Genomic DNA, 6,737 nt, shown 5'->3' on the forward strand with positions numbered 1-6,737 from the left:
GGTCGGGGGAAGGAAAGGCGGGCCGGTCAGGCGCCGATGAGCTTGGCGAACTTCTCTTCGTACGCCGTCTCTTCCTCGGAGGTCAGCGAGCGGAAGGCGTGCGACCGGGCCGCCATCTCCTTGTCGGGAAGGATCAGGACGTTGTCGGCCATCGCCTGGTCGATCTTCGCCAGTTCGTCGCGGACTCCGTCGACCGGACAGACGAAGTTGATGTACGCGGCGAGCTCGGCGGCGACCGACGGTTCGTAGTAGTAGTCGATGAGCTTCTCGGCGTTGGTCTTGTGCCGGGCCTTCACCGGGACGAGCAGGTTGTCGCTGGAAATGATGTAACCGGCGGCCGGGATGGCGTACTTGATGTCCGGGTTTCCGGCCTGGAGCTGGATGATGTCGCCCGCCCAGGCGACGCAGGCGGCGATGTCGCCCTTGTCGAGGTCGGCCGTGTAGTCGTTGCCGGTGAAGCGCCGGATCTGGTTCTTGTCGACGCCCTTCTGGAGCCGGCCGATCGCGGCGTCGTAGTCGGCGTCGGTGAAGGTGCCGGGGTCCTTGCCCATGTCGAGCAGGGTCATGCCGATGGAGTCGCGCATCTCCGAGAGGAAGCTGACCCGTCCCTTGAGCTTCGGGTCGTCGAGCAGCTGGCTGACGGAGTCGACTTTGCGGCCTCCGGTCGCCTTGGAGTTGTAGGCGATGACGGTGGGAATGCCCGCCCACGGGTACGAGTAGGCGCGGCCGGGGTCCCAGTCCGGGGAGCGGAACTGGGCCGAGAGGTTGGCGTAGGCGTGCGGCAGGTTCGACGCGTCGAGCTTCTGCGCCCAGCCGAGGCGGACGACGCGGGCGGCCAGCCAGTCGGTGACGCAGATGATGTCGCGGCCGGTGTCCTGGCCGGCCGCGAGCTGCGGCTTGATCTTGCCGAAGAACTCGACGTTGTCGTTGATGTCCTCGGTGTACTTGACCTTGATCCCGGTGCGCTCCGTGAACGCCTCCAGGGTGGGCCGGTGCTTGCCGTCGTCGGTGACGTCCATGTACTCGGTCCAGTTGGAGAAGTTGATCTGCTTCTCCTTGGCCGAGTGGTCGTCGGAGGCCGCCGCTGCGTCCCCTTCCCGCTTCGCGGGCGGGATGCCGCACGCGCTCAGCGTGCCCAGGCCGCCGAGCGCGAGCGCGCCCATGCCGGAGGCGCGCAGCAACGAACGGCGGGTGAGGGCGCCCCTGCCACTGGTAAGACTGCGCCGCATCGCGGCCAGTTGGGCCGCGGAGAGGTGCTCCGGCTCGTACTGCTCCATGCGTGTTGCCCTTTCGGGTGGGTGTGGCCGTTGTCCGGCCTGGCTATCGGTCCCCGAAGATAGTGCGGTGCCAGTCCTTCCGGGCGACCGCGGTGTTGTCGTACATCACGTGCTTGACCTGTGTGTACTCCTCGAATGAGTACACCGACATGTCCTTGCCGAAGCCGCTGGCCTTGTATCCGCCGTGCGGCATCTCGCTGATGATCGGGATGTGGTCGTTGATCCAGACGCAGCCCGCCTTGATCTCGCGGGTGGCGCGGCCCGCCCGGTACAGGTCGCGGCTCCAGGCGGAGGCGGCGAGTCCGTACGGGGTGTCGTTGGCGAGGGCGATGCCCTCGTCGTCGGTGTCGAAGGGCAGCACGACCAGGACCGGGCCGAAGATCTCCGACTGGACGATCTCGCTGTCCTGGGCGGCGCCCGCGACGAGCGTCGGCCGGTAGTAGGCGCCGTCCGCGAGATCGCCGCCGGGGGCCTCACCGCCGGTGACGACGGTGGCGTACGCACGGGCGCGCTCGACGAAGCCGGCGACCCGGTCCCGCTGGGCGTGGCTGATCAGCGGACCGAGGTCGGTCGACGGGTCGAAGGGGTCGCCGAGCCGGACGGTCTCCATCAGCGAGGCGACGCCCTGAACGAAGGCGTCGTAGAGCGGCCGCTGGACGTAGGCGCGGGTGGCGGCGGTGCAGTCCTGGCCGGTGTTGATGAGCGCTCCGGCGACCGCGCCGTTGACAGCGGCCTCCAGGTCGGCGTCGTCGAAGACCAGGAAGGGGGCCTTGCCGCCGAGTTCGAGATGGAGGCGCTTGACGGTGGCGGTGGCGATCTCCGCGACCCGCTTGCCGACGGCGGTGGAGCCGGTGAAGGAGGTCATCACGACGTCCGGGTGGCCGACGAGATGTTCGCCGGCTTCCTTGCCCGCTCCGGTGACGATGTTGATCACACCGTCCGGGATGCCTGCCTCGGTGGCCGCCTGGGCGAACATCAGCGAGGTCAGCGGGGTGATCTCGGCGGGCTTCAGCACGATCGTGTTGCCCGCCGCGACCGCCGGGAGGACCTTCCAGGCGGCCATCTGGAGCGGGTAGTTCCAGGGGGCGATCGAGCCGACGACGCCGATGGCCTCGCGGCGTACGTACGAGGTGTGGTCGCCGTCGTACTCCCCGGCGGCCTTGCCCTCCAGGTGGCGGGCGGCGCCGGCGAAGAAGGAGGTGTTGTCGACGGTGCCGGGCACGTCGAACTCGGTGGAGAGCTTGATGGGCTTGCCGCACTGGAGCGACTCGGCGTACGCGAAGTCGTCGGCCTGCTCCGCGAGGACGGCGGCGAACCGGTGCATCGCCTCGGACCGCTCGGCCGGGGTGGCACCCGACCAGCCGGGGAACGCCTCGCGGGCGGCCGCGACCGCCGCGTCGACATCGGCGGTGCCCGCCAGTTCGTAGGTGTAGACGATCTCGCCCGTAGCCGGGTTCACGACGTCGTGGCTGCGTCCCGATGTGCCGGAGCGCAGCTTTCCGCCGATGTACTGCGCGCCGGCCGCGAAGCGGTCCTGCACCTGGAAGCCGTTGCCCATGACGCTCTCCTCCGCCGCTGTCTCCGTGAACCGGGGCGGCGTACCTTCTGCTGGATTTGAGTGCCGATCCTGACAGAGGAGACTGAGCCCAACAAGTGATTCCGTTGTTGCCTTTTGGTTACGCAACGGAATCTGTCGACCATGTGTCGCGTCGCCGCGGAAATCCACGTACGGAGTGTCAGTGGCGGATGCCACACTCGCATGTCATGGAACACCTGAGCGAGCTCGTGGCGCGGACCCGTCGCGGGGAGAAAGTGAAGTACCTGCCGTTCTGGGGACACCGCCCTCGGCCGGACGGGCGGATCGGCGCGAGCTGCCTCAGCCAGTGGTGGCCTTCGCCGTTCACGGTCGACGGGGTGACGTACGCGTCGGCCGAGCACTGGATGATGGCCGGCAAGGCGCGGCTCTTCGGCGACGCGGAGGCGGAGCGCCGTGCGCTGTCCGCGAGCAGCCCCGCGGCGGCGAAGAAGGCAGGCCGGCTGGTCCGCGCCTTCGATGACACGGTGTGGGAGCGGGAGCGGTTCGCCCTGGTGGTGGCGGGCAGTGTCCACAAGTTCGGCCAGGACGCCGGGCTGCGCGCGTTCCTGCTGAACACCGGGGACCGGGTGCTGGTCGAGGCGAGCCCCCTGGACAGGATCTGGGGCATCGGACTGGCGGCGGACGACCCGCGTGCGGAGGATCCGGCGACCTGGCGGGGGCTGAATCTGCTGGGGTTCGCCCTCATGGAGGCGCGAACACGGCTGCGCGCCGTACCCGACGCGATATGAAAAGGCCCGCCGGGCGGTCGGGGTTCTCCCCACCGCCCGGCGGGCCGTGCTCTGTGCGGCGGCATTCCTGCCTCTATCGCGTGCCGTCCACGACCAGGGACGTTCCGTACGTGTCGTCGTACCGGTAGCTGTCGTCGTTGTTGAAGTCGTGGGTCACGCCCCAGATCAGGAAGCCCAGGAACGCTCCGCTGATCACGATGCCGAGCGAGCCCAGGATGATGCCGGCCAGTGCGACGCCGCCGTTGTTCGCCTCACCCCGGTTGACCCGGCCACGGCCTATGAGACCGAAGATCAGCGCGAGGACGCCGAGGACGACCCCGAGCCCCCACATGCAGAAGCCGGCCACGGCGATGATGCCGAGCACCATCGACGCGATACCGAGCCCGTTCGCGGGCGCCGGTCCGCCCCAGGCCGCCTGGCCGTAGCCGGGGTATCCCGGATAACCGCCGTACTGCGGAACGGGTGCGGCGGGGTATCCGTACTGTCCTGCCGGAGGGACCTGCTGCCCGGGACCGTTCGGCGCGATCGGCGGCGGCGGTACGTCCCCGGGCACCTGTCCCGCTCCGGGCAGGGGGCCGGTCCCCGGTGCGGCAAAGGGGCCGGTCCCCGGTGCGGCGCCGAACCCCGCTGTGGGCACCGGTCCCGTTCCTGCGGCCGGCATCGAGGTGACCGTCTGCTGGTCGTGCACAGCGGGCGGGCGCGGGTCACCGGTCTGCTTCTCCAGCGGCACCCTGTTGTCCGGCGGAGCCCACGGATCGCGTGGCACAGCCCCGTCCGCAGGCTGCTCTGTGTTCTCTGACATGGGCCTCCCCCATCGTGGTCCCGTCATGCTACGGCCCGCCCCGGCAACCGCCGCTCCGGCCTACGATGATCCCCGTCCCACACCGGGCCGTCCCGTGCCCGAACCGCTCCACGTCATGCCTCCGGAGGATCCGATGACCGATCTGCACCCCTTCATCGCGGGGCTGCCCAAAGCCGAACTGCATGTCCACCATGTCGGATCCGCCTCGCCCCGCATCGTCGCCGAACTGGCCGCCCATCACCCGGACTCCAAGGTCCCCACCGACCCCGAGGCGCTGGCCGACTACTTCTCCTTCACCGATTTCGGCCACTTCATCGACGTCTATCTCTCCGTCGTGGACCTGGTCCGCACCCCGGAGGACGTCCGGCTGCTGACCTTCGAGGTCGCCCGTGACATGGCCCGGCAGAACATCCGGTACGCGGAGCTGACCGTCACCCCGTTCAGCTCGACCCGGCGCGGCATTCCGGAGCAGGGCTTCATGGAGGCGATAGAGGACGCCCGCAAGGCCGCCGAGGCCGAGCTCGGGGTCGTCCTGCGCTGGACCTTCGACATTCCCGGCGAGGCCGGGCTCGAATCAGCCGAGGAGACCACCCGGCTCGCGGTGGACCTGCGGCCGGAGGGCCTCGTCGCGTTCGGGCTCGGCGGTCCGGAGATCGGCGTGCCCCGACCGCAGTTCAAGCCCTACTTCGACCGGGCGATCGCCGAGGGGCTGCACTCCGTCCCACACGCCGGGGAGACCACGGGTCCTGAGACGATCTGGGACGCCCTCACCGAACTGCGCGCCGAGCGCATCGGCCACGGCACCAGCGCCACCCGCGACCGCAGGCTCCTCGACCACCTCGCCGAGCACCGGATCGCGCTGGAGGTCTGCCCGACCTCGAACATCGCAACCCGCGCCGTGACCGATCTCGACCTGCACCCAGTCAAGGAGATGGTGGACGCCGGAGTCCTGGTCACCATCAACAGCGACGACCCGCCGATGTTCGGCACCGACCTCAACAACGAGTACGGGGTGGCTGCCCGCCTCCTCGGTCTGGACGAGCAAGGTCTTGCCGCGCTCGCGAAGAACGCGGTGGAGGCCTCGTACCTCGACCCGGCCGGCAAGCGGACGCTGGCCGCCGAGATCGACACGTACACGACGGACTGGCTGCAGCGCACCGGCCGGTGACCACCGGTGGTGACAATGGCCCCATGGCCACCTCTGTCACCGCCGTAGCTCACCGCGGCGATCCGTACCGTGTCCGCGAGAACACCCTCCCCTCGATCCGCTCCGCCATCGAACGGGGGGCGGACGCGGTCGAGATCGACGTCCGGGTCACCCGCGACGGGGTGCCGGTCCTGCTGCACGACGCCACGCTGGAGCGGCTGTGGGGCCACGAGCGCAGACTGGACCGGCTCACCCACCAGGAGCTCACCGAACTGACCGCGGACGGTGTGCCCACCCTGCGCGAGGCGCTGCTCGCCGCCGGGGCACACCGCCTCATGCTCGATCTGCCCGGATCCACCGACGAGTCGGTACGGAAGACCGTCAGCCTGGTCCGCGAGTGCGGGGCCGTGGAGCGTACGTACTACTGCGCGGGCCCCGAGGCCATGCTGCGGGTGCGCGCCGCGGATCCGTCCGCCGAGATCGCCCTGACCTGGACGACACTCGCCCCGCCACGCGCCGCCCTGCTGGACGTGGTGAGGCCCCGCTGGCTGAACTACCGGTTCGGGCTGGTGAACCGGGAGCTGACGGACCGTATCCACCGGGACGGGCTGCTGGTCTCCGCCTGGACGGCCGACACCAAGCGCACGATGCGCCGTCTGATCGGACACGGCGTCGACTCGATCACCACCAACCGGGTCGACGCCCTGCACGGGCTGCTGGCCAACTCCCGGTCCGCTGAGCTTTCTTGATCGATCCGGCATGGTGGGCGGTGTCTCACCGTCGGTGAGGGAGACTGGTGCCCGAGGAGCAGATGTGACCGATCCGCACAGCAGCCCCCGTCCCGCCCGAGTCCGTTCCGATCCGACATCGCGCACAACGCCCGGGTCTGGAACCACTGGCTGGGCGGCAAGGACAATTACCGTTCCTAGCCAGTGTGCGTAAGTGAGTCTTGGACCCACTGCTGCGTACTGGGCGCATCCCGAACGGTTTTGGATGCACTGGGTTCCCGCTTTCGCTTCCCGCTCGGCGGCACGCCTCCAGGGGCGTGGTCCGTTGTGGGTGGGCGGGTTCCCTCACGCCCCCGGGCGTCCGGTCCGGCCTGGACGGTCCGATGCCCCGCACGATCACTCCGGTCGTGCGGGGGCGGTGCCATCCTTCCCCAAGCTCTCAACTCCGTTCGAGCAGG

Annotated in this window: 6 protein-coding genes; 3 read left to right on the plus strand and 3 right to left on the minus strand. The window is 69.5% G+C overall.

Translation table 11 applies throughout. The features are described 5' to 3' along the window. Positions 1-26: 26 nt before the first annotated feature. Complete coding sequence (locus tag ACWD6R_RS33230; protein ID WP_451822108.1) at positions 27-1,277, minus strand: ABC transporter substrate-binding protein; 1,251 nt, start codon at positions 1,275-1,277, stop codon at positions 27-29. 43 nt (positions 1,278-1,320) lie between these two features. Continuing rightward, positions 1,321-2,835 carry a gamma-aminobutyraldehyde dehydrogenase gene (locus tag ACWD6R_RS33235; RefSeq protein ID WP_451822109.1) on the minus strand — a complete coding sequence of 505 codons (1,515 nt, stop codon included), beginning with the start codon at positions 2,833-2,835 and terminating at the stop codon, positions 1,321-1,323. Between the two features lie 206 nt (positions 2,836-3,041). On the opposite strand from ACWD6R_RS33235, the gene ACWD6R_RS33240 reads away from it, so the two are divergent. Next, positions 3,042-3,602: an NADAR family protein gene (locus ACWD6R_RS33240; protein ID WP_451822110.1), complete on the plus strand. Its 561-nt coding sequence runs from the start codon at positions 3,042-3,044 to the stop codon at positions 3,600-3,602. A gap of 73 nt (positions 3,603-3,675) precedes the next feature. Here the strand turns inward: ACWD6R_RS33240 and ACWD6R_RS33245 are convergent, their stop codons facing one another. Further along, positions 3,676-4,404: a DUF4190 domain-containing protein gene (locus tag ACWD6R_RS33245; RefSeq protein ID WP_451822111.1), complete on the minus strand. Its 729-nt coding sequence runs from the start codon at positions 4,402-4,404 to the stop codon at positions 3,676-3,678. Positions 4,405-4,537: 133 nt separating this feature from the next. Here ACWD6R_RS33245 and ACWD6R_RS33250 point away from each other — a divergent pair, with 133 nt between their 5' ends. Further along, positions 4,538-5,572 carry an adenosine deaminase gene (locus tag ACWD6R_RS33250; protein ID WP_451822112.1) on the plus strand — a complete coding sequence of 345 codons (1,035 nt, stop codon included), beginning with the start codon at positions 4,538-4,540 and terminating at the stop codon, positions 5,570-5,572. Between the two features lie 23 nt (positions 5,573-5,595). Continuing rightward, positions 5,596-6,300, plus strand: a complete 705-nt coding sequence (locus tag ACWD6R_RS33255) for a glycerophosphodiester phosphodiesterase (protein ID WP_451822113.1) — start codon at positions 5,596-5,598, stop codon at positions 6,298-6,300. Positions 6,301-6,737: the final 437 nt, after the last annotated feature.

Source organism: Streptomyces sp. NPDC005151 (genome assembly GCF_053599875.1).